The sequence below is a fragment of the Enterobacter cloacae complex sp. 6730903 genome, assembly GCF_048283985.1.
GTDB classification, from domain to species: domain Bacteria; phylum Pseudomonadota; class Gammaproteobacteria; order Enterobacterales; family Enterobacteriaceae; genus Enterobacter; species Enterobacter hormaechei_C.
This window is the reverse complement of the sequence record NZ_JBLVXX010000010.1, coordinates 115,632-136,118: the sequence shown is the minus strand read 5'-3', so window position 1 is coordinate 136,118 and position 20,487 is coordinate 115,632. Positions and strand designations below refer to the sequence as shown.

18 protein-coding genes and 1 pseudogene are annotated in these 20,487 nt (G+C 55.9%); 10 read left to right on the top strand and 9 right to left on the bottom strand.

What is annotated here, in order from left to right; all coding sequences use genetic code 11:
• Positions 1–239 precede the first annotated feature (239 nt).
• From ACNQ0W_RS07820 to patD, 3 genes are all read left to right on the top strand, one after another.
• Complete coding sequence (locus ACNQ0W_RS07820) at positions 240–428, top strand: hypothetical protein (protein WP_017693360.1); 189 nt, start codon at positions 240–242, stop codon at positions 426–428.
• A gap of 82 nt (positions 429–510) precedes the next feature.
• Entirely contained in the window at positions 511–1,935 is a 1,425-nt protein-coding gene (locus ACNQ0W_RS07815) for a PLP-dependent aminotransferase family protein (RefSeq protein ID WP_017693361.1), read from the top strand.
• A 139-nt stretch (positions 1,936–2,074) separates the two neighbouring features.
• On the top strand, positions 2,075–3,499 hold the full coding sequence (gene patD / locus ACNQ0W_RS07810) for an aminobutyraldehyde dehydrogenase (RefSeq protein WP_062932984.1): 1,425 nt from the start codon (positions 2,075–2,077) through the stop codon (positions 3,497–3,499).
• A gap of 35 nt (positions 3,500–3,534) precedes the next feature.
• On the opposite strand, the gene ACNQ0W_RS07805 is transcribed toward patD, so the two are convergent.
• From ACNQ0W_RS07805 to ACNQ0W_RS07795, 3 genes are read right to left on the bottom strand one after another with little or no spacing between them, the layout of a single operon-like run.
• Complete coding sequence (locus ACNQ0W_RS07805; protein ID WP_003856955.1) at positions 3,535–3,717, bottom strand: DUF1869 domain-containing protein; 183 nt, start codon at positions 3,715–3,717, stop codon at positions 3,535–3,537.
• 3 nt (positions 3,718–3,720) lie between these two features.
• A complete protein-coding gene (locus tag ACNQ0W_RS07800; protein ID WP_003856958.1) occupies positions 3,721–4,074 on the bottom strand; it encodes a DUF1971 domain-containing protein in 354 nt (117 codons plus the stop codon).
• A 27-nt stretch (positions 4,075–4,101) separates the two neighbouring features.
• On the bottom strand, positions 4,102–4,428 hold the full coding sequence (locus tag ACNQ0W_RS07795) for a DUF1971 domain-containing protein (RefSeq protein WP_015570441.1): 327 nt from the start codon (positions 4,426–4,428) through the stop codon (positions 4,102–4,104).
• Positions 4,429–4,671: 243 nt separating this feature from the next.
• Here ACNQ0W_RS07795 and ACNQ0W_RS07790 point away from each other — a divergent pair, with 243 nt between their 5' ends.
• Both ACNQ0W_RS07790 and ACNQ0W_RS07785 read left to right on the top strand, forming a co-directional pair.
• Positions 4,672–4,845, top strand: coding sequence for a GhoT/OrtT family toxin (locus tag ACNQ0W_RS07790; protein ID WP_003856960.1), 174 nt, complete (start codon positions 4,672–4,674; stop codon positions 4,843–4,845).
• Positions 4,846–4,931: 86 nt separating this feature from the next.
• Positions 4,932–5,690 carry an alpha/beta fold hydrolase gene (locus ACNQ0W_RS07785; protein WP_062932985.1) on the top strand — a complete coding sequence of 253 codons (759 nt, stop codon included), beginning with the start codon at positions 4,932–4,934 and terminating at the stop codon, positions 5,688–5,690.
• Positions 5,691–5,723: 33 nt separating this feature from the next.
• Here ACNQ0W_RS07785 and ACNQ0W_RS07780 read toward each other — a convergent pair whose 3' ends face one another.
• Genes ACNQ0W_RS07780 through ACNQ0W_RS07770 form a run of 3 tightly spaced genes read right to left on the bottom strand, consistent with a single transcriptional unit; the run spans position 5,724 to position 12,218 of the window.
• Positions 5,724–7,898, bottom strand: coding sequence for a virulence factor SrfC family protein (locus tag ACNQ0W_RS07780; RefSeq protein WP_062932986.1), 2,175 nt, complete (start codon positions 7,896–7,898; stop codon positions 5,724–5,726).
• On the bottom strand, positions 7,895–10,876 hold the full coding sequence (locus tag ACNQ0W_RS07775; protein WP_062932987.1) for a virulence factor SrfB: 2,982 nt from the start codon (positions 10,874–10,876) through the stop codon (positions 7,895–7,897). Before ACNQ0W_RS07775 ends, ACNQ0W_RS07780 begins: the two co-directional genes overlap by 4 nt.
• 4 nt (positions 10,877–10,880) lie before the next feature.
• Complete coding sequence (locus ACNQ0W_RS07770; protein WP_062932988.1) at positions 10,881–12,218, bottom strand: SrfA family protein; 1,338 nt, start codon at positions 12,216–12,218, stop codon at positions 10,881–10,883.
• A 281-nt stretch (positions 12,219–12,499) separates the two neighbouring features.
• On the opposite strand from ACNQ0W_RS07770, the pseudogene ACNQ0W_RS07765 reads away from it, so the two are divergent.
• Together ACNQ0W_RS07765 and ACNQ0W_RS07760 are read left to right on the top strand one after the other, a co-directional pair.
• Positions 12,500–14,097: pseudogene (locus ACNQ0W_RS07765) on the top strand (ABC transporter substrate-binding protein).
• 101 nt (positions 14,098–14,198) lie between these two features.
• A complete protein-coding gene (locus ACNQ0W_RS07760; RefSeq protein ID WP_047051052.1) occupies positions 14,199–14,432 on the top strand; it encodes a YdcY family protein in 234 nt (77 codons plus the stop codon).
• A 3-nt stretch (positions 14,433–14,435) separates the two neighbouring features.
• Here the strand turns inward: ACNQ0W_RS07760 and ACNQ0W_RS07755 are convergent, their stop codons facing one another.
• On the bottom strand, positions 14,436–14,885 hold the full coding sequence (locus ACNQ0W_RS07755) for a DMT family transporter (protein ID WP_045334946.1): 450 nt from the start codon (positions 14,883–14,885) through the stop codon (positions 14,436–14,438).
• Positions 14,882–15,400: a GNAT family N-acetyltransferase gene (locus tag ACNQ0W_RS07750; protein ID WP_047051054.1), complete on the bottom strand. Its 519-nt coding sequence runs from the start codon at positions 15,398–15,400 to the stop codon at positions 14,882–14,884. The genes ACNQ0W_RS07755 and ACNQ0W_RS07750 overlap by 4 nt, the downstream gene beginning before the upstream one ends.
• A gap of 147 nt (positions 15,401–15,547) precedes the next feature.
• On the opposite strand from ACNQ0W_RS07750, the gene ACNQ0W_RS07745 reads away from it, so the two are divergent.
• The 3 genes from ACNQ0W_RS07745 to ACNQ0W_RS07735 all read left to right on the top strand — a co-directional run bounded on the left by ACNQ0W_RS07745 (position 15,548) and on the right by ACNQ0W_RS07735 (position 18,152).
• Positions 15,548–16,123 (top strand): helix-turn-helix domain-containing protein, encoded by a 576-nt coding sequence (locus tag ACNQ0W_RS07745; protein WP_062932990.1) that lies wholly within the window; start codon positions 15,548–15,550, stop codon positions 16,121–16,123.
• A gap of 66 nt (positions 16,124–16,189) precedes the next feature.
• Complete coding sequence (locus tag ACNQ0W_RS07740) at positions 16,190–17,224, top strand: NADP-dependent oxidoreductase (RefSeq protein ID WP_047051056.1); 1,035 nt, start codon at positions 16,190–16,192, stop codon at positions 17,222–17,224.
• Between the two features lie 259 nt (positions 17,225–17,483).
• Positions 17,484–18,152, top strand: a complete 669-nt coding sequence (locus ACNQ0W_RS07735) for a GntR family transcriptional regulator (RefSeq protein ID WP_047051057.1) — start codon at positions 17,484–17,486, stop codon at positions 18,150–18,152.
• 122 nt (positions 18,153–18,274) lie between these two features.
• Here the strand turns inward: ACNQ0W_RS07735 and pqqU are convergent, their stop codons facing one another.
• Positions 18,275–20,392: a TonB-dependent receptor PqqU gene (gene pqqU / locus ACNQ0W_RS07730; RefSeq protein ID WP_062932991.1), complete on the bottom strand. Its 2,118-nt coding sequence runs from the start codon at positions 20,390–20,392 to the stop codon at positions 18,275–18,277.
• Positions 20,393–20,487: the final 95 nt, after the last annotated feature.

Below are 20,487 nucleotides of genomic sequence, written 5' to 3'. Positions count from 1 at the left end.
TTTATGATTTTTACGCATTAAACAGCTTGCTTTGTCGCCAGCAACATGCGTTAATGGATTTCTGGTTTTGAATCCAAATAAATATCTGACGTAGTTTTATAAAGCAGTTCTCATCACGTTGTGCCTCTCCGCAGCCTCTCTTGGGTCTTTATCTACATTCCGATTCGTTTTGTATCGAACCATTTTTTGCCTGATCGGCTCATGAGTAATTTACGTTTTTACGTTTACAGGAGAATCCTATGACTTCTTATATCCATTTCCGCTGCCCATGCTGTCATGGCTCGCAGTACCGCACCTCAGCTTTTGATGTGTCTGACAAAAATCCGTTCGGCGCGAAATGCATTTTCTGCAAATCGTCGATGATCACGCTCGACCACCTGGCCGCAGCGCGTTCTGCTCAGAATCACATTACAGAGTACCGCAAGTAATCTGCCGCGTTTCCTATAACAGTTAGCAAAATCTTCTCTTTTTCTCCTGCTGATATACACTGTCAGCAATAAGGAGAATCTGATGAAAAAATACCAGCGTCTGGCGCAACAAATTATCTCGCAGATTGAGCTTGGCGTATGGTTGCCGGGCGATAAGCTGCCTTCTCTGCGAGAGCAGGTGGCAAGCAGCGGCATGAGTTTTATGACCGTGGGCCACGCGTATCAGATGCTGGAAAGTCAGGGGCGAATTGTTGCCAGACCGCAGTCAGGCTATTACGTTGCCGCCCGCCCGACCACACACCAGCCTGCACCGCCCGCGCAGGTGATGCGCGATGAAGTGGTCGACATCAACACCTATATTTTCGACGTGCTACAGGCCAGCCGCGACCCCTCCGTTGTCCCTTTTGCCTCGGCATTTCCCGATCCGCGCCTTTTCCCGCTTCAGCAACTCAACCGATCGCTGGCTAACGTCAGCAAAACGGCTACCGCCATGAGCGTGATTGAAAACCTGCCGCCGGGTAACGTCGACTTACGTCATGCCATTGCCCGTCGCTACGCTCAGCAGGGAATGAATATCTCCCCGGATGAAATTGTGATCACCGCGGGGGCGCTTGAGGCGCTCAACCTCAGTTTGCAGGCTGTGACTGAACCAGGGGACTGGGTTATCGTTGAAAACCCCTGTTTTTATGGCGCACTCCAGGCGCTTGAACGTCTGAAACTGAAAGCGCTGTCGGTTGCCACTGACGTGCGTGAGGGCATCGATCTCAGTGCCCTTGAGCAGGCGTTAAATGATTATCCGGTGAAAGCCTGCTGGCTGATGACCAACAGTCAGAACCCGCTCGGCTTCACGCTGAGTGCAGAGAAGAAAGCTCAGCTGGTGGCCTTACTCACCCGGCATAACGTCACGCTGATTGAAGACGATGTTTACAGCGAACTCTACTTTGGCCGCGAAAAGCCGCTTCCGGCAAAGGCCTGGGATAAGCAGGATATGACGTTGCACTGCTCCTCATTCTCCAAGTGTCTGGTGGCTGGTTTCCGTATTGGCTGGGTGGCGGCGGGAAAACATGCGCGCCGTATTCAGCAGTTGCAGCTGATGAGTACGTTGTCCACCAGCTCTCCCATGCAACTGGCGCTGGTGGATTACCTGGCGACCAAACGTTACGACGCCCACCTTCGTCGCCTGCGACGCACGCTTGCTGAACGCAAACAGCAGGCCTGGCAATCGCTTTTGCGCCATATGCCTGCTGGTGTCAAAATCCATCACAACGACAGCGGCTACTTTTTATGGCTGGAACTGCCTGAACAGCTGGATGCGGGGCGGTTGAGTGAGAAGGCGTTAACCCATCAAATCAGCATTGCGCCCGGCAAGATGTTTTCTACCTCCAATATCTGGACACCGTTTTTCCGTTTCAATACCTCATGGGGCTGGGGCGAGCGGGAGGAGCAGGCGGTCGTCCAGCTGGCGGGGTTAATCCGCGAAATGATGCTGCACCCAGTCACACCTTGATGAAAATTCCTGAAGCGACATGACGCGCGGTCTACCTTTAGTAAGGGAGTGCGGATTGGTAACGTGACGTTGTCACGTTTCTGCCCGCCAGAACGTGTGCTGACAGCGAAAACAATGTCGATTTCAACAGGACGATGCTATGCAAAATCAATTGCTGATTAATGGTGAACTGGTGACCGGCGAAGGTGAGAAGCAGGCGGTTTATAATCCTGCCACGGGTGAAGTGCTGCTGGAGATGGCTGAAGCGTCGGCAGCACAGGTGGACGCTGCCGTCCATGCTGCCGATCGCGCGTTCACAGAGTGGGGGCAAACGACGCCGAAAACGCGCGCCGAATGTCTGTTGAAACTGGCTGATGTGATAGAAGCCAACGCTGACGCGTTCGCAAAACTGGAGTCCCTTAACTGCGGGAAACCGCTGCACTGTGTCCAGGGGGACGAGATCCCGTCCGTGGTCGATGTGTTTCGCTTCTTTGCCGGGGCAGCCCGCTGCCTGAACGGGCTGGCTGCCGGAGAATACCTCGAAGGACATACCTCGATGATCCGCCGCGACCCGGTTGGCGTTGTCGCCTCTATTGCCCCCTGGAACTATCCTCTGATGATGGCGGCGTGGAAGCTGGCACCCGCGCTGGCGGCGGGAAACTGTGTCGTCATCAAGCCGTCTGAAATCACCCCGTTGACGGCGCTGAAGCTGGCGGAACTGGCGAAAGATATCTTCCCGCCAGGTGTGCTGAACGTGCTGTTTGGTCGCGGAAAAACCGTAGGAGATCCGCTGACCGGTCACGAAAAAGTCCGTATGGTTTCTCTCACTGGCTCTATTGCCACCGGAGAACATATTATCGGGCATACCGCATCTTCAGTGAAACGTACCCATATGGAATTGGGCGGAAAAGCCCCGGTCATTGTCTTTGACGATGCAGATTTGGATGCCGTGGTTGAAGGCGTGCGTACGTTTGGTTTCTACAATGCTGGTCAGGATTGTACCGCAGCCTGTCGTATCTATGCCCAGAAGGGGATTTACCCCGCGCTGGTCGAAAAGCTGGGCGCAGCCGTTGCCAGCCTGAAAATGGGCGCGCCGGACGATGCGTCAACGGAGCTGGGCCCGCTCAGCTCCGCAGCGCATCTTTCCCGCGTTTGTGCTGCCGTGGATGAAGCCAAAGCCCTAGGACATATCCGCGTCGTCACCGGTGGCAGTAAAAAAGAGGGGGCAGGATATTACTTCCAGCCAACGCTGCTGGCCGGGGCGAAGCATGAAGATGCGATCGTCCAGCGCGAAGTGTTTGGCCCGGTAGTCAGCGTGACAGAATTTGAGAATGAAGCGCAGGTGCTAAACTGGGCCAACGATTCGCAATACGGCCTGGCCTCGTCCGTCTGGACAAAAGACGTCGGACGCGCCCATCGACTCAGCGCGCGGTTGCAGTATGGCTGCACCTGGGTCAATACCCATTTTATGCTGGTAAGCGAAATGCCGCACGGCGGGATGAAGTTATCCGGTTATGGCAAAGATATGTCGGTCTACGGACTTGAGGATTACACGGTAGTCCGGCATGTAATGATCAAACACTAAACTCACATGCCCGGCGCAGTGCCGGGCGATTCAGCTTACCAGCCACAGACCTCGTGTTCATTTTCCGTATCGTAGGCGCGAACGGTGTTCACCAGATCCTTCACGACATCTGCCGCGACGTCCGGGATCAACAGCTCCATTGGCGCTTCTGTCTCATAATCCACCGACACGCCGTTGCTGTTGTTGGTGACGGTCACGGTATAGGTAGCCTTACCCATTATTTACTCCTTATGCGTGTTGACCACTTTACCGATGCCCGCACCGCTGAGCGTGACGGCAGGATCCGCGAAAAAGTCGATATTAAAATAGGTGTCGTCGGTCAGTAGCTCAATGCGGTGCCATTTTTGCGGTGGGGAGATGCCAAAAGAACCGGCCTCAATAACCACTTCCAGATCGGGCTCGGTGGCGTCGCCATCGGCAAAGCCAAAGTAACGCACCGCACCCTGCATGACGGACAACCGACCGTACACGCCGGCTTTGGTGTTGTGATGGGTAAAAAGCGCTTTTGGGGCGGTCTCTTTATTCCAGAACGGCGTCGAGCGGGTATGAACAAAGTTTTCAGGAATACGTAACATCATAGTTTCCTTCATGTTGGCGGGTGCTTAAAGGGATTTAAGCACCTCAGGTTCAACAAAGAATTCAATATTGAACAGGGTGTCGTCGGTCATCACCTCAATGTGGTGCCATCTCTCTGGCGGGAAAACGCCGAAACGACCCGCTTCAATGACGAGCTCGCTGTCAGGCTCAGGTGTGAATTCATCAGCATAGCCCAGATAACGCACTGCGCCACGCATCACCGACAGGCGAGGGTAAACGCCCGGACGCGTGCCCGTATCCAGGTGACGTTTAAAAATGCCGGCGGGGGCCGTTTCTTTGTTCCAGAAAGGCGTGGAACGGGTGTGAATGCAACTCTGCGGAATGCGTAGCATGTTTCCTCCCTTAAAAGCCTGCTGTTATTAAACTGCTTTCTGCGGGGATGGATTTATCAAAAAGTGCATTTAATATGCACCTTATCAATAATAACCGTTTTGCTTTACCCGGCGTTGTTACACAAGATACTCAGTTGTTATTATCCTTAGTATTTAAGTGGTTATGATGTAACGAAAAAACTTGATCTGTGTCAACATATGACGCATATTGCGTGCGGTTATTTTTCGGCTCAGGTAAACAGAATGACGTTGTATCAAAAGATGTTGGTGTTCTACGCAATCATGGCCTCCATCTGCGCATTAATCACCTGGTTCCTGTCTAAAGATCGTAAACGTATTCGCCTGTTGAGCGCATTCCTGGTGGGTTCCACCTGGCCGATGAGCTTTCCTGTTGCCCTGTTGATCTCTCTTTTCTGAAGCACGCTTCCAGAATCGGCATCCAGACATAGCATTCCATACATTCAGGCTGTATAAATATACAGTCTGTCCTACATGGAGTGCTTATGAACAGTTTCTATTCGCAGCATGCAGGCTGCACTGTGCGCTGGCAGGATCTTCCCGGTTTCGGTGACCCGGTTGTGTTTATCCACGGGTTGGGCTGTGCATCGTCGTATGAATATCCTCGTATTGTCTGTGATACCCGTTTCGGGGGGCGCAGAGCCATTCTGATCGATCTTCCCGGTAGCGGTTACAGTGACAAACCTGACAACTACCGTTATCGCACGAGCGAACAGGCGCAGGTGGTGGTTGAACTGTTAAACCATCTCGGCCTGGATAGTCTCTGGCTGTATGGTCATAGCATGGGGGGGAGTATCGCGATCGAAACGGCAGCACTGTTAACGTCGCGCGTTAAGGGCCTGATAGTGTCTGAACCCAATTTTCATGCGGGTGGCGGGATGTTCAGCCGAGCAATTGCGGCCCAAACGGAACAACATTTTCTGGCTCAGGGCTATGATGACATGCTTCGGGCGGAAACGTCGCCGTGGGCTGGAAGCCTTCAAAGCAATGCTCCCCGGGCCGTCTGGCGCGGCGCAACAAGCCTGGTCGAGGGCGTTAAACCTGACTGGGAACACCTGTTCTTGTCATTGCGCTGCCCGGTAATGTTAGTCTTTGGTGAGCGCTCCCTGCCTGATGACGATTTTAATCGTCTGCAACAAAACGGCGTTGCTGTAAAAATTATCCCTGATGCGGGCCATTCAATGTCCTGGGAAAACCCGTCAGCGTTGGCTCAGACTTTATCTGGCTTCATAAACGGCTCATGAAGGGGTAGCCCGCATTGCTGCGGGCTGCAATGATTAAGACAGCAAGGCAGACAAGGCTTTCCGCGCAGCAGGCTGAACGTCATACGGGCACTGATAATCCACGTTCTCAATCGCGCGGGTGTAGAGCGCAACCAGCCAGTCATAAACATAGGCTGTTGCCGCATGGACAGGCTGCTCGCCAAGCCGGGTAAGACGGGGTGAAGCGCTGCTCACAACGGGCGTCACAAAAATTGGCTGACCTTTGCGGATCCGGCTTGCAGGCCGTTCAGCGACGGGCGTCAGTTCATAGCCAAGCCAGCTAATGAAATTGCCTGTCGCGGCATGCAACTGCGCGGCACTGCTTTTATCTTTTTCTGCAATGCGTTGCAGTTGCAGCGGCAGATCCAGCCGGTAGCTGGTAACGATCAGAACATCCGCAATCTGCTGTAGTACCTCTGCGTCCAGGCCCAGACGGGCAGCCGCCGCGTCGTTGCGACTCCACTGACGAAGATGGTTAACCCACACGTTATGGGCCAGCCGCGCCTTGTCTTTGGTCTGCAACGCGCCTGGATTTTCCTGCGTCTCTTCCGCAAACAGATCGATAACATCGTTAAACAGGCCGTTGACCTGTTCCTCACGAGGCTGGTGAACGGTCAGCAGCGTCTCAAACGCGTTTAACGGCGGAAGAAGTCCCTCAAGCAGTTCACCATGACGAGCGGCACTGCCTTGCAGCGTTCGGACCATTTTTTCGGCCATTGCCCGCCCTGCGCCTGGCTCCTGAGTAAGAGGCGCGACATATGGGCGCATCAGCGTCGACAGAGACTCTTGTAACAGCCTTTTCAGCGCGCGGAGACGCTTCTGGCGCTGTGCTGGCAGGGTAGCCTGCGACAGCCACTCAATCACCCGCTGCATGCTGTGGGTATCGAGCGCCTGAAGCGTGCCCCAGCGCAGACCCGGCTGGCCCAGCAATTGCTGCACCGCTTCGTCCAGATTCTGCTTTGTGGTAAACCGCGCATCATGAGGGGTAATGGCCCAGACCAGCCCTGGCAACGCGGATTCTTCAACCGGCTGCGTCTCTTTGACCCAGTTTTGCAGGAGCCTGGCCGTTTTCGCGGTCTGCTGGTGGTGCGCCGTGGCATTGCAGATAACCAGGACATCCGGCTGAATGTGCTGACGATAATGTTCCAGCAACCACAGGCATTTTGCCTGCATCATCAGCGGCGTGTTTTCCTCAGAAATGGCAGGGATATCAATGACGTCAACGTTATCCAGTACGCAGTTCTCAACGGGCAGCACCACTTCTCGGGTCAGAGATGTCAGTACATCGACGGGCAGGCTAATGGCGTTAAGCAGCTCGCCGTTTTTTACCGGATGAAGCAGTGTTTCCTGTGCTTCCGGCACGGTAAACGCCCCGTGAGTAAGGAAACCTTCACACGGCAGACCAAAGCTGTCCACCAGCAGACTCAACGGCGCCGCAAGCGCGCTGGCATGGCTGGTTTGATGCAGCACCTGGGCGAATTTAAGCCACTGCTGGGTTAACTCCTGCTGCTCACCCCACAGCAGAGACCAGACGCTGGCGCGGGTGCTGAGATCAAGCGACGGAACCAGCAGGGCAAACTGATGCCACAGGGCATCATCAATATGCTGCTTAGCGCCGGGTACTACGCTTTGCCAGAACCGGGCAATGGTCGCGACTTCCCGCGCCGTCATTCCCGGCACGCTCTGCGGTTGACGCAGCGCCCGCCACTTCTCAAGCCGGGCTTCAATTACCGATTTATCCACCGCGCGGATCTGCGGATCCAGCGTGGTGCGCGCGATAAACAGCTGCACCAGCTCGGCCTCCGTTACAAGGCGCAGGCGCAGGGGAAACGCGTCGTCTGCGACCTCGCGGGACGCTCTGCTGAAACGCACGGCCATGTTGGTCGGTGCATGCCCGGGGTTAATATGCGAGAAGTAATCAAACGTGCGTTGACCCGGCGTAACGTTCAGCCGTTCGTCGCCGCTGCCGCACAGGGCAGCCAGCAGGTGCGCTTTTGCGGCCTGCGAGTGGCCGTATAAGCCGATGCTGCCCTGGCTGACAAGGGCGCGATCGAGCGCCTCTTCACGCGCGCTTACTGCGTTAAGGCGGGCAAGCAGGGCGTCGGCTTCGTTATCCAGCATCGGGGCGTGCTGTCGCGTCTCGTTGATCCACCCGATTAAGGCCTGAGTGGTGGCAGTCGTCGCAGTCATTTGAGGTATACGCTCCCGCTGTCGATCCAGTAGTGGCTGCCGCTGTGTCGGCGATCGGCCAGAGTATTCAGTTTAAAGGTCAGGGCATCCGGCGGCACGGGCGTGCCGTCCTGTAGCCAGGCATCACTCAGCTCGAAAGATTCCGGGCCTTCCTGCTTAGTGCCGCCACGCAGCTTCAGGCGCACGTTCAGTACGCCGTCGCCCGCAATGGCTTTCGCCAGTTCGGCTGAGTTGATGCTCAGGGTATAGAGCGGCGTCGCGGGCCAGCGGGCATTGGCCAGCTGCCGGAAGCCGAGCGTAACGTTGCCGCGCAGCGGGAAGTGCAGACGGGCGTCCAGTTTCGCGCCGGGTTTATCGAGGTCGATATCATGATACCAGACGTTCTCGTCCCGCAGGGTATTGATCGTGTTATCCAGCACGCCCAGATAGCGCACCGTAGAGTACGCGCCAATATCCGCTGCTTTAAAGTTAAAGCGCGGCAGACGAAGATCCAGCGCCAGGCTACAAAGCATCGCTCCCACCGCAGCGGTGGATTTCGGGTTGCCGATCCGTCCCTGCTGGCTGAACGGATACCATTCATGAACCTGGTATTTATCCAGCCAGACGATGCGGTTGACGGGCACCGGTTGCAGGTGGCGAATCAGGGCCTGAACGCCCGGCAGACAGCCTGGCCGTCCGGTGATCAGCAGAATATCGCAGCTGTAGTGAGAGATCGCCTCACATACCGCATGAAGCGGAGCGGCCAGCGTGAACTGACCCGCCAGCATCGCGTCCCGCATCTCCCGGAAACTGACGTGCAGCGGTACGCTGAACAGATCAAAGTGTTCTGAGCCAGCAGGCAAAGCATGATCGAACGCCTGCTGGAGATAATTCATCACGTTGCGCGTCGGTTTTTGCGCAAGCAGATCGCCAAAGGTGGCGTGCAGCCCGGCCAGCGGATCGTCAACATCGCTCGATTCCCACGCCGCCAGGATCGCGTGACCGATCGGCATAAAGAGCTGAAGCGCCGTCTGCTGGCGCAGGACCGCCTGGGTATCGATCCGCCCGGAGTCGCCGAACAGGGATGCCATCAGCTGGGAAGCATCGGCTATGCCGGATTTCTGAAGCTGGGTTTGCAGGGCGGGCAGAACGTAGCGCTGGATCACGTCCAGCAGCGTATCATCGCCAGCGACCTTAAACCCTTCGCGGAACAGCAGCTGCGGGGTGATTTTGACGTTATTGCCGGAACCATCATCTAACTGATAGTGCGTGATAGCCATATCCGTCGTGCCGCCGCCGATATCAATCGAGGCCACGCGCAGCGCACGCCCCGGCTGGACGCCAGGCTCAGGCGCGCGATCCGGACGGGCGAGGGAGGCGAAAAAGGCCTCGGTCTGGCCGCCGAAATGGGAAATGGCTTCGTTATACAGCCACACCAGCTGGCCGCAGCTGGCCTCGTCCCACTCCATCTGGATCTCAGGAACCGGCACCACGCTTTTTTCCTGCTGCTTGCGGCTGGCAAAGTCTTCATCCTGCGGGTGCCAGCCCATCGCTTTCCAGACGATGGCGATGGCTTCGAACATGCGGCGACGGAAAATCTCGCGCTCCTGTTTCGGCATCGCCGAAGGCAGGGTGAGGATCAGCGTCCGCAGCTGGCGGGGAGAGGCCGGGAAGCCGAGCCGCAGGCGGGTGGCCACGCTGTTAATCTGGCCAAGCGCCTGAGCCAGCAGCTCGCAGAGCATGTGCGTCATCAGGGTGCTGCGGCTGTACTGCGGAGAGAATACCGGCAGGCGTTCATCCTGCGGCAGCGTAAAGAGCGGTTCCCCGTCGTCGTTCATCAGGTTCATCAGCGGAAACGCGGTTGCCAGCGGTTCGCGCTGAGTTTTGCTGTTCATCTGGCTAAAGCGCCAGTCCTGCACCACCGGCGTCTCGTCCCACAGATAGCGACGCGGGCTGGAGATGCCGCTGTTGCCTTCCGTGCCCAGACGCTGCATCGCCAGCTTACGCGCTTCATCACCCACGCGGACAATCGACGGCCAGACGAATGCATCCTCCCGGCCGCTTTCCACCGAGAAGTGCTGCTTGCCAAAACGCGCTTCGGAAAATTCAAGACGGCTGGTAAACAGCGGTTCATTCAGGAACTGCGGCTCACTCAGCGATCGTACCTGAAGTTCAGCCGTCTGGCGCAGGCCGTCGTTGGCATCACCATGATCTTCAATAATCACGCCGCAGGTATGGGTGTTGCCTACGTCAAGGATCAGATCGACAGGAATGGCAGGGGTGCTCAGGGTATGGGTGACAAACTTTACTTCCGGCACGGTGAGTTGTTCACCGAGCATGGAGAGCAGGTTGAGCCAGTGCGCCTGATATTCAAAGCTGCGCATGGCCTGATGCAGCTCGCGCTCGGAGCGTTTTTCAACCCCGTCAGCAAACTGCGTGAAGGCTTCGCGCAGCCAGCCGTCAATCCAGGTCTGGTCGAGGAAACTTTCAACCTCACTGTCGCGCCAGGCGAGCGCGAAACGCGTGCCGTTCAGGATATCGTTTTCAACCGGCGACAGGGCAGACGTCGCATGCTCTGCAATCTGGCTGTCGAGCGCGACGGTGACCCGGTGCGTATTGCCAGCCGCGTCGGGGGTGGAAAGCTTTCGTACCTGGACGCGCGCCCAGTTATCCGGGCCTTCAACAAACGTCCGCGGCGGGTTAAAGCGCAGGAAAGGGAGCGGCAGCCAGACGCCGTCCAGCACAGTCAGGGAGTCATGCAGTGGAATGGTGCTTTCAGGCTTGACCACTTCCGGCTGCCCGCCATCGGTGGCAGGCAGCGTGTACCGGCCGTTAACCAGGTCAAAATCCAGGCGCAGCAGCGGGCCATTTGCCGTTTTACGCACGAAACGCCCGTTGCTGGCGGTGTCCTGCGGAGTCAGGCCAAAATCGAGAAACTGCACGCCGCTGTTAGCAATCAGCGTCACGCTCTGTTTATAGTCGCAAAGATTAACCAGCATAGGATCAGACACCTGCTTTCTTGAACGTCAGAGGAACGACGGTGCTGGCATCGTAACGTGCGGTGCATTCCGCCACGTCGCTGGCACCCGCCTTACAGGTCACTTCCGGCATCGGATAGCGTGAACCGTCGGTGCAACGCGCGTTTCCGCGCGTTTTGATCAACAGCTCGCCGTTGCTGTGTAATCCGGAAAAGACGTCTACCCGGCAGACAATGTTGTCGCCATGCACGACCCGGGCGAAACCTTTATTGTTCTGGATCTGGTAGCGCAGCGACGGCGGTTTGCCGGTGAGCGGATCCTGCACATCGAGAAAAGCGCGCCAGGTGCCGTTCAGGAAGCGCGTTAACCCCGCTTTGACCTGGTTTGCCTCCATCACCATCGCATCTTTCGGTATCGCGGTAATGACCACCGGTTCGGCTGCCGGGGCAGGCGTTTTCACCTTCGGCTCTACCACTTCGGCCTGGTGCAGCGGGAGTTTCAGCTCAAGCGGCTCAACCGACTTTATGGGGGCCGGAGCAATGGCGACAGGCGCTCGCGCTGGTGTGGCAACAGGCGCTGCGATCGGGGCCTGTTTTGGCCAGAGCAGCGGGGTGGCGATGGCTGCAATAATGACGGCGGCAACCGGCAGCAACCACAGGGGGGAGCGACGTTTTTTCTGTATGGCCGCCGGTGCGGGCTCTGGCGGCGCGGCGTTTATGCGCACCGGCTCTGGCTTATACAGTTCATCGTCGGTGATACGGACGGTAGTCACAGGCGTGATAAGCGGCGCGTCGGCCTGCGCAAAAGTCACCACCGGGGCCGGTTCTGACTCCGGTTCAGGTTCAGGCTCGTTAATCACCACTGGCTCAGGTTCAGGGACCAACGATTCGCGCAGGCAGTCCAGCACGTCGTCGCGCGCGTTTTCGTTAAGGTTGACGAAACCCCAGAAGCAGATCACCGGCTTGCCATCCACCAGGAAAACAAAGTTTTCACCGGGATACTGAAAGGCTTTTGAGAGCAGAGAGCCAAACAGTTGCTGCGCCGTTTTCGGTGACTGAAGGCATTTTTTACTCAGCGACTCCACGCTGGCGAGCGTGTTTTCCAGATAGCGCAGGGCGCGATAACGATCATCTTCATCCGCCGCCTTCCAGCTGGAGACGGTTCCCTCAACCGGGGAGTACCAGTCAACGCGATCGCCGCCGTCGTTGACCTGAGGAATGGCCAGGCAATCGACGATAGCCTGCTGTTTGCGCAACCGAAGCGCTTCGCGGATTTGCAGCGCTGATTCAAAAACGGCCTGTCCGCCGCCGCCAACGGCCTGAAAATCATCCAGATTACCGCTGCGTAAAAGTGTTTTTGCCACGATTTGGTCCTGTAGACTTCTTCACGCCATTAATGTAACGAAACAGGTAAGCAAGCAAACGGCGGAGGAGACGACAAAAGGGATGATTTCTTGCGGCATTGATCGTGACGGTTGTGCTTGACGAATAATGAACCTTAAGGCAAATCGGTTTCTGCGGGGTGATGCTAAAACCAGCGAATGTACGGCTTTAGAATAACCTGATAGTGATTCGTTATTTGTCAGGCCAAAACGTCTGTGCTGTTATTACTGTTCACTATAATAAAACCGAAAGGGTAATAACCATGTCTACAGGGAAAACCGTGCTCGCCCTCGCGCTGAGCGCGCTGCTACCGGCAAGCGCCGCATGGGCGGCAAACAAAGACACCATTATCTACTGCTCCGAGGCATCGCCGGAGTCGTTTAACCCGCAGATCGCCAGCTCTGGCCCCTCGTTTGTCGCCAGCTCGCAAACGCTGTATAACCGTCTGATTAACTTCGACCCGGTAAAAAACACGCCGGTGCCTTCTCTGGCCGAGTCGTGGACCATTTCGCCAGACGGCAAAACATACACGTTTACCCTGCGTAAAGGGGTGAAATTCAACAGCAATAAATACTTCAAACCGACCCGTGATTTTAACGCTGATGACGTTACTTTCTCCGTTATGCGTCAGAAAGACCCTAAGCATCCCTATCACAATGTTTCCCAGGGCAATTACGAATACTTTAATGACGTGGGCCTCGACAAGCTCATTCAGGATGTGAAAAAAATCGACGATTATCACGTTCAGTTCACGCTGAGCGAACCCAACGCGGCGTTCCTGGCCGACTGGGGAATGGACTTCGCCTCGATCCTCTCTGCCGAGTACGCGGACGCGATGCTGAAAAAGGGGACACCTGAAAATGTGGACACCTGGCCAATCGGCACCGGACCCTATGTGCTTCAGCAGTACAAGGTGGATTCGCTGATCCGCTACGTCGCCAATCCGAACTACTGGGACGGTGAGGTGCCGACCAAACACCTGATCTTCTCCATCACGCCAAACGTTGAGACGCGTCTGGCGAAGCTGCAAACGAACGAGTGTCAGATCATTCCTGCGCCGTCGCCAGTGCAGTTTGAAGCGATCAAGAAAAACAAAGACCTGACCCTGCACTCGGTGGATGCGCTGAACGTGGGGTACCTGGCGTTTAACACGGAGAAAAAACCGTTTGATAACGTGCTGGTGCGCCAGGCGCTGAATTACGCGACTGACAAAAAGGCCATTGTGAACGCGGTCTTTATGGGGTCTGGTACGGTCGCTAAATCGCCGATCCCGCCGAACATGCTCGGCTTTAATAAAGACCTGAAGGATTACGGCTACGATCCGGAAAAAGCGAAAGCGCTGCTGAAGCAGGCGGGTCTGGAGAAGGGCGCGGAAGTGACCCTCTGGTCCATGCCGGTTCAGCGTCCGTACAACCCGAACTCGCGACGCATTGCGGAGATGATCCAGGCTGACTGGGCGAAAGTGGGCGTTAAGGCGAAAATCGTCTCTTACGAGTGGGGGGAATATCTCTCCGGCATGCGTAAAGGCGAGCATGATTCCGCGCTGTTCGGCTGGATGTCTGATAACGGCGATCCGGACAACTTCGCCGATGTGCTGCTGGGTTGTAACAGCATCAAAACCGGATCTAACGCCGCGCGCTGGTGTGATAAGGGGTATGATGAACTGGTGCAAAAGGCCAAACTGACCAGCAACCGGACGAACGTGCGAAGCTGTATGGCCAGGCACAGGAGATTTTCTACCAGCAGGCGCCGTGGATTGCGTTAGCTAACGGCAAAACGTTCTACGCGACCCGCAGCAATGTGACCGGGTACAGCGTGAGTCTGATGGGCAGTGACTTCTCGAAAGCGAAGCTGAACTGATCGTATTCTTGCCGGGCGGCGGCTACACCTTTCCCGGCCTACAGTTACCACCCGTAGGCCCGGTAAGCATAGCGCCGCCAGGCACGTGAAAAGGAGTGACAATGTCACATTTAAACGATGTTATCGCCCGCGTCGATGCTGCCATCGAAGAGAGCGTAATTACCCACATGAACGAACTGCTGATCGAATTAAGCGATGATGCAGACCTCAGTCGTGAAGATCGCTATACCCAGCAGCAGCGCCTGCGTACCGCGATTGCGCATCATGGTAAGCAGCATAAAGAAGAGGCGGAGGCGCGCCATGCCCATCTCACGCAGGGTGGGACTATTCTGTAAGGGTTAAAACTGGCGCCGTGCCACCAGCCAGGCGCCGACCACCAGCATCACTGCGCCGCAGACCGGGCCAACCAGCGCGCGCAGGGGGACGCCGTTGCTCTTGAGGATGTCCATCACCAGGCCGCCAATCAGCTGGCTTGCCACCAGCACGGCAATGGTCGTTGCCGCGCCCACATTCTGATACCCGCTAATACTGGCAAAGACAAAAAATGACCCCAGCAGGCCGGGGACTAATGTCCACCAGCGCACCGTTGATGCCAGTTCGCTAAACCCCGCCAGGCCATTTTTCACCAGCAAAATGCTGACAAACAGCACAATCCCCACCAGCGAGTTCAGCAGCATGGCGATAAGAATGGTGGAAGAGGATTGCGTAATGCGCACCATCAGGGTGTTTTGCACCACCAGCCCAATCCCGGCGGCCACCAGAAACGCTAACGTCAACGATTGATTCATGGCAGAGCATCCGGATCGCTGCGCTCATCGAGCTGGAGTTGCATAAAGGTTAAATCCAGCCAGCGACCGAATTTGGTTCCCACCTGCGGCATATTTCCGGTGGTAATAAAGCCCAGGGTTTCATGCAGATGAATCGACGCCCGATTCTGCGCCTCAATACCGGCAACCATCACATGTTTACCAATCTGGCGGGCTTCCTTGATTAATTCCGTCATTAGCAGTCGACCAATGCCTTTGCCCTGGTGATCGGGATGAACGTAAACCGAGTGCTCCACCGTATGGCGAAAACCGTCGAACGCTCGCCAGTCGCCAAATGAGGCGTATCCCGTCACAACACCTTCTTCTTCACTGACCAGCACCGGATAACCCAACAGCGTACGCGCCTCAAACCATGCAATACGGTTATCGGTGTCGACAGTTGTATCGTTCCAGATGGCGGCGGTGTGCAGCACCGCATGGTTATAAATTTCACCGATAGCGGCACAATCTTCTTTACAGGCATGACGAACAATCATGGTTAACCTCTGGCTGTGTTGTTCACTATAGTAGTACGATTTACTCACAATATTACACAGTTCTTGTATTGCATCGCTACGACAAAATCCCTATTTTTTGTCACAAAACTGCCCCGAAAAACCATCCGTACACTATAGTATGACGTCATGAACACAATGACAGACAATATGAATCAACGCATTAGCGCCCGTATACGCCTTGAACGCGAGTCGCGGGGCTGGTCATTAAGCGAACTGGCCGAACGGGCAGGTATCTCACGCGCCATGATCCATAAGATTGAGCGGGGTGACAGTAGCCCAACGGCGACGCTGCTTGCCCGGTTATCCGGTGCCTTCGGTATTAGCATGTCTACGCTCATTGCGCGCGCGGAAATGCAGGAGGGCAAACTGTTACGTCTGGCGAACCAGCCCGTCTGGCGCGATCCGCAAAGCCACTATTTGCGTCGCCATGTGTCGCCGCGCAGCGATATGCCTATCGACCTCGTCCAGGTGGAACTGCCCGCAGGCAGCGATGTGCCGATGCCCGCCTCCTCTTATGCGCTGGCGCGACAGCTGATCTGGTTGCAGGCAGGTGAACTGGTCTTTCTGGAGGGGGATACCCGCCATGAAATGAAGGCCGGAGATTGTCTGGAACTCGGGCCGCCGAACGACTGCCGGTTTATCAACGAAACGGATGAATCGTGCCTGTATCTGGTCGTGCGGCTTAATCAGTCCGGCTCATAATGCAAAGGCGATCCGCAGGATAACGTGCCAGACTTGAATGACATTTTCAGCACTAAGGAGCGATGAATGAGTCAATCAACTACGCAAAACCGACGCTGGGTACTGGCTTCTCGTCCACACGGCGCACCGGTTGCCGAAAATTTCCGCCTGGAAGAGCAGCCGATCCCCACGCCCGCAGAGGGGCAGGTGTTATTACGCACCGTATGGCTCTCGCTTGATCCGTACATGCGGGGCCGTATGAGCGATGCGCCGTCCTATTCACCTCCTGTCGAGATTGGCGCGGTGATGGTGGGCGGCACGGTAAGCCGCGTCGAGACCTCCCGCCATCCGGATTATAAAGAGGGCGAGTGGGTTCTGGGCTACAGCGGCTGGCAGGAGTATGAACTTTCCGACGGGAAAGGGCTGGTCAGGCTGGGCGAAAACCCGTCGCACCCTTCATGGGCACTCGGCGTGCTGGGGATGCCGGGCTTTACCGCGTATATGGGGCTGCTTGATATCGGCCAGCCTCAGGCGGGGGAAACGCTTGTCGTGGCCGCAGCCACGGGGCCGGTCGGCGCAACGGTGGGGCAGATCGGTAAAATCAAAGGGTGCCGGGTCATCGGCGTGGCTGGCGGGGAGGAGAAATGCCGTCATGCGGTCGACGTGCTCGGTTTCGACGCCTGTCTGGATCACCATGCGGATGATTTTGCCGAACAGCTGGCGAAAGCCTGCCCGCAGGGCATTGACGTGTATTATGAAAACGTCGGCGGTAAAGTCTTTGACGCCGTGCTGCCGCTCCTAAATACCTCCGCGCGCGTCCCGGTTTGCGGACTGGTCAGCGGCTACAACGCGACCAACCTGCCGGAGGGTCCGGATCGCTTGCCGCTACTGATGGGGACCATCCTGAAAAAACGCATCCGCATGCAGGGCTTTATCATCGCTCAGGACTATGGTCATCGTATCGACGAGTTCCAGCAGGAAATGGGTCGCTGGGTGCAGGAAGGCAAAATTCACTATCGCGAGCAGGTCACCGAAGGGCTGGACGCGGCGCCAGAGGCGCTGATTGGGCTGCTGGAAGGGAAAAACTTCGGCAAGGTCGTGATCCGCGTGGCGGCGGACTAAACAGAGCATCGGTTATGGCGGGCAAAGTCCGCCATAATTATTTGTGAAGATACGATATATTGTCTTTAATTAATCCATAAGCATTGCGCGCCATCGGCCCAGCTGAGCCAGTAGTGGTAAACGTAATATTAACTGAACAAATTTTATTTTAACGCGCGCCCTTCATACCAGGCATGACGATACAGGATATATCAAACCGGCGATGTTTTTTTAAACAGTCGCTGAAAATGGCATTTTGTTTTGGCTACGGGAATTAAACATGCTTGATTTGGAAAATCTGGAAAAAGCACAAAGAATCAGTCTGACGATGCAAGTTGAGAACAGTTTAAAGGGGGCGTTAATTACGGGCTCATTAAAACCTGGGGCTCGACTCATCACGAAAGAGATTGCCGATAAATTAGGCACCAGCATTACACCGGTGCGCGAAGCCCTGCTGCGCCTGGTGTCGGCAGGCGCATTACAGGCCACGCCTGCTCAGGCGTTTTTAGTGCCGGAGGTTACGCTGGAGCGTTATAACGAAATTAACGCCATCCGAAAACAGCTTGAGCCAATGGCCGTTGCGGCGGCGTGTCAGAATATGACCGAAACCAAACTGGATACATTACGCGCGCTGTCAGATAACTTCAGCACCGCCATGCATCAGGGTGACGTGCAGAAGGCGATCCATGCCAACCGCGTGTTCCGGTTTACGCTCTATCAGTATGCCGAAATGCCGACCCTGAACTCGCTGATTGAGCAGCTTTGGGTACGGATTGGTCCGTGTATCAACTACCTGCACGAAGAGATGAAAGATATCCCTGCAACGACCTATCATTATGCCGATCTGCTTTCTGCGCTTGAGCAAAGGGACGTGACGGCCAGTCGGGAAGCGATCGACCGCGCCATTGATGAAGCCAATATCCTCCTGCAACGGCAATACTACAGTTAAGGATCGCACTGGCGCACTTATTTTTTTATTCGTTTTAAACTTCCCTGAGTATATTCCCGGCGCTTAAGGCTACCGGGAATGATGTTATTTTTTACCGGCAACGTGCGCTGCCGGAGAATGTTTTACTCAAAGCGATAAGAGACTGACAGGCCCACGCCATAGTTACGGCCAGGGGCGGGTTCGTAATAGCGATTGTAGCCAGCGTTAACTATCTCTGAACCGACGTACTCTTTATCAAAGAGGTTATCGACGCGACCAAAGATGTCCATTCCCCATTTGCCGTAATTGAGTTTATACCCGGTATTCAGACCGACCACGGTATAAGAGGGCGCTTTGGCGGTATTGGTGTCGTTTGCCATCACGTCGCTCATGTAGCGGGCATCTGCCCCCGCGTACCAGCCTTCCTCAGGCTCCCAGCCAAACGACGCATACCCCATGTTACGGGCGATACCCGGCATCCGGTTGCCGCTACAGTCTGCATTGCTACAGACGTTGGTACGGTAGGTCGCATCGAGATAGGTCCACGCCATTTTCAGCTTCCAGTTCTCGGCAAACTGCTGGTCGAGCGCAATTTCCACACCCTGACGGCGCGTTTTCCCCGCATTTTTATAGGTCGTGCGACCATCTTTGTTTTCGTCCACCACAATCTCGTTGTCGGTATCCGTGCGAAACAGCGCCGCCGTCAGGATGCCATTGCCGATACGGGTTTTGCTGCCAATCTCATAGGTGTTGTTGGTTGACGGTTGCAGGTTAATATTGAGGCCGCCTTTGCCATCAGGACGGTAGGAGAGTTCGTTGATGGTCGGGGTCTCGAATCCCCGTCCCGCCGCGGCATACAGGTTCCAGGCGTCGGTCACGGCGTATTTCACCGCACCTGCCGGGAGCCATTTATGGTAGCTGGCGTCACCGCTGTCATCACCGTTTTGCGGGGTAATGTAATGATCGTTGGAGTCAAACCAGACGGAGCTGTAACGCACGCCCGCCTCAACGGACAGCTTTTGCGTGAGCTGCCACTGGGTTTGCAGGTAGGGATCAAGGTTCCACATCAGGTTACGTTCGTCACGGCGTTTGTTACCCTTCACGCCATAATCCGGCACGCCGTTGTTCATCACGAAGTTTTCATACCCGCGACGATTTTCACTCATATTTTCGTAGTTCAGGCCGGTGGTAAACGTTACCGGCACCAGCAGCTCGCCGCGGTGGGTCCAGCGGGTATCAATACCCTGATAGTGGCGCTGCATATCAATTACGCCGCCCGAATGGGCAGGATTGTCACGCTGAGTGGACGCCGGAATGGACTGGTACTGGGTCATTTCACGCTCACCGGCATACATCATCACGCTGAGGTCGTCCTGTTCGCTCAGCTGACGGTCATAGCGGAGCCCGGCCTGGGTCTGCTTAATGGTTTTCCGCGTGTTGTACTGATCGCCACGGGGTGACTGACGCGGGTTGTTCTGCCATTCCTGATAGCTCAGTCCGCCCGGATCGTTGGCTTTCATGTCCACGCTGTTAAAAATCAGCGTTAGCTTGCTGACATCATCAATGCGCACGCCCAGCTTCGCATTGGCGAGGTTTTTCCGTGCGCCGCTGTGGTCACGATAGCCATGGTTGGTGAAACGGGTGGTGGATACCGCATAGTCCACATCCCCCGCCTGAGTCCCGTCGCCCACCGCACCGGTGGCCTTCATGCCGTAACGCCAGGTGCCGTAGCTGCCGTAATAGCTGCTGGCTTCAATTGTGGCTGGCTGTTGTCCGGTCTGGGTGTTGATGTTGATCACGCCGCCGGAGGCATTGCCGTACAGGGCAGAGAAGGGGCCGCGCAGCACGTCGACGCTCTCAATGCTGTTGAGGTCAATGTTTGACGTCTGCCCCTGGCCGTCGGGCATGGTTGCCGGAATGCCGTCCACGTACATGCGGATCCCGCGTACGCCGAAGGTTGAACGCGCGCCGAATCCGCGAACGGAAAGTTGCAGATCCTGAGCATAGTTCTGGCGGTTCTGGATTTGCAGGCCTGGTACGCTCCCAAGGGTTTCAGAAAGGTTGATGCGCGGTGTGGCATGTCGCATATCCTCGCCGCTCACCACGCTGACTGCGGCAGGGGTGTCCAGTTCGGAGACGGTTTGCGGCGTGGCGCTGACGATCAGGGTCTGTTCATCCGCGGCCATCGCACTCAGCGGGCCAAAAATGACGGGAACGAAGAGTAGTGGTAGTGATGCCTTACGGGCAGTAATAATTTTCATGGAGTAAACCGGTTAAGAAAAATTCGAACCAAATCAACTGGAACCTGTGTATATATGTTAAATCCTTTGTAAATGTTATGAAAACTATAACCGCA

Coding starts and splice junctions, on each gene's coding strand:
- ACNQ0W_RS07755 (WP_045334946.1), bottom strand. CDS start 14,885: ATGAATCAATCGTTGACGTTAGCGTTTCTGGTGGCCGCCGGGATTGGG.
- ACNQ0W_RS07815 (WP_017693361.1), top strand. CDS start 511: ATGAAAAAATACCAGCGTCTGGCGCAACAAATTATCTCGCAGATTGAG.
- ACNQ0W_RS07790 (WP_003856960.1), top strand. CDS start 4,672: ATGACGTTGTATCAAAAGATGTTGGTGTTCTACGCAATCATGGCCTCC.
- patD (WP_062932984.1), top strand. CDS start 2,075: ATGCAAAATCAATTGCTGATTAATGGTGAACTGGTGACCGGCGAAGGT.
- ACNQ0W_RS07775 (WP_062932987.1), bottom strand. CDS start 10,876: ATGCTGGTTAATCTTTGCGACTATAAACAGAGCGTGACGCTGATTGCT.
- ACNQ0W_RS07735 (WP_047051057.1), top strand. CDS start 17,484: ATGCTTGATTTGGAAAATCTGGAAAAAGCACAAAGAATCAGTCTGACG.
- ACNQ0W_RS07800 (WP_003856958.1), bottom strand. CDS start 4,074: ATGTTACGTATTCCTGAAAACTTTGTTCATACCCGCTCGACGCCGTTC.
- ACNQ0W_RS07750 (WP_047051054.1), bottom strand. CDS start 15,400: ATGATTGTTCGTCATGCCTGTAAAGAAGATTGTGCCGCTATCGGTGAA.
- ACNQ0W_RS07785 (WP_062932985.1), top strand. CDS start 4,932: ATGAACAGTTTCTATTCGCAGCATGCAGGCTGCACTGTGCGCTGGCAG.
- ACNQ0W_RS07740 (WP_047051056.1), top strand. CDS start 16,190: ATGAGTCAATCAACTACGCAAAACCGACGCTGGGTACTGGCTTCTCGT.
- ACNQ0W_RS07805 (WP_003856955.1), bottom strand. CDS start 3,717: ATGGGTAAGGCTACCTATACCGTGACCGTCACCAACAACAGCAACGGC.
- ACNQ0W_RS07795 (WP_015570441.1), bottom strand. CDS start 4,428: ATGCTACGCATTCCGCAGAGTTGCATTCACACCCGTTCCACGCCTTTC.
- ACNQ0W_RS07745 (WP_062932990.1), top strand. CDS start 15,548: ATGAACACAATGACAGACAATATGAATCAACGCATTAGCGCCCGTATA.
- ACNQ0W_RS07820 (WP_017693360.1), top strand. CDS start 240: ATGACTTCTTATATCCATTTCCGCTGCCCATGCTGTCATGGCTCGCAG.
- ACNQ0W_RS07780 (WP_062932986.1), bottom strand. CDS start 7,898: ATGACTGCGACGACTGCCACCACTCAGGCCTTAATCGGGTGGATCAAC.
- ACNQ0W_RS07760 (WP_047051052.1), top strand. CDS start 14,199: ATGTCACATTTAAACGATGTTATCGCCCGCGTCGATGCTGCCATCGAA.
- pqqU (WP_062932991.1), bottom strand. CDS start 20,392: ATGAAAATTATTACTGCCCGTAAGGCATCACTACCACTACTCTTCGTT.